The organism is Janibacter hoylei PVAS-1 (genome assembly GCF_000297495.1).
In the GTDB taxonomy this organism is placed as follows: Bacteria; Actinomycetota; Actinomycetes; order Actinomycetales; family Dermatophilaceae; genus Janibacter; species Janibacter hoylei.
Map to the genome: position 1 here is coordinate 1 of NZ_ALWX01000121.1, position 1,184 is coordinate 1,184.

General features: G+C 66.9%; 1 pseudogene. It reads right to left on the reverse strand.

From position 1 onward, the window contains the following. Positions 1–76 precede the first annotated feature (76 nt). A pseudogene (locus B277_RS15555) lies at positions 77–1,162 on the reverse strand (IS30 family transposase); the annotation flags it as partial. Positions 1,163–1,184 lie beyond the last annotated feature (22 nt).

Genomic DNA, 1,184 nt, shown 5'->3' on the forward strand with positions numbered 1-1,184 from the left:
ACACGGTGTTGCGAGCACCCCATGAATCCGCCATCACCGTGTGGATTTGGCCCTGGTGGTTAGGCCTCCTGGAGTAGAGATCACGAAGACGCTCGGCTGGGGTTGCCCAGTCGAGCGTCTTTCGTGGTCTGGCGTTGAGCTCTTGGGCGACGTACTCCAGCTCTGCGTGGCCGTGGACGCTCAGATCGGTGCCCTTGGGGAAGTACTGGCGCAGCAGCCCATTGGTGTTCTCGTTCGAGCCGCGCTGCCAAGGTGAGGCCGGGTCGCAGAAGTAGACCGGCATGTCGGTCGCCATGGTGAACGAGGCGTGGGCAGCCATCTCGGATCCTTGGTCCCAGGTCAACGACCCGCGCAGGTGCTGCGGCAGGCGATGCATCGCCGCGACGAGCTGGTCACGCACGGTGACCGCGTCGTGGGTATCGGGCAGGTGCAGCAGTATCACGTACCGGGTCGAGCGTTCGACCAGCGTCCCGATGGCCGAGCCGCTGTTCTTGCCGATGATCAGATCGCCTTCCCAATGGCCCGGGACGGCGCGGTCCTCGACCGCGGCGGGCCGGTCGCTGATCATGATCATCTCGTCGATGAACCGGGGCCGGCGCACTCCACGGGCCTGCGGTTTGCGGCGGGTGCGGCCGGTACGCAGCGCGGTCTGGACCTCGCGTTTGAGGCCGCCGCGGGCCTGGAAGTACAGGGCCTGGTAGATCGTTTCGTGGCTCACGCGCATGCTCTCGTCGTCGGGGTGGTCGACCTTGAGCCTGTTGCTGATCTGCTCCGGTGACAACTTCCGTGACAGCCCATCGACGACGTACTCGCGCAATGGACCCACTCGCGCCAGCTTCGAGGCCTTCGGGCGAGCCCGGGTGTCGGCGGCGTCGCGGTGTGCCCGGTGAGGCATGTACCGGCCCCGCTCGTCGCGGTGCGCGGCGACCTCACGAGTGACCGTTGACGCAGGACGGCCCAACCTCGCGGCGATCGACCGCATGGACTCGAAGTTGACCAGCCCGTCAGCGATGGCCAGACGTTCCTGCAACGACAACAACCTGCCCGTACCCACGACCTCGTCCATGGGCCTGTTCCTAGCCGCCCGCGTGGCCGGTGGCCCGGTGACCGCGCCCATCCGGGTAGATCGTCGCGGCCGGTGGCTCTTACGCACACCACGCATCCAGTACCGACCGGTCTCGAGT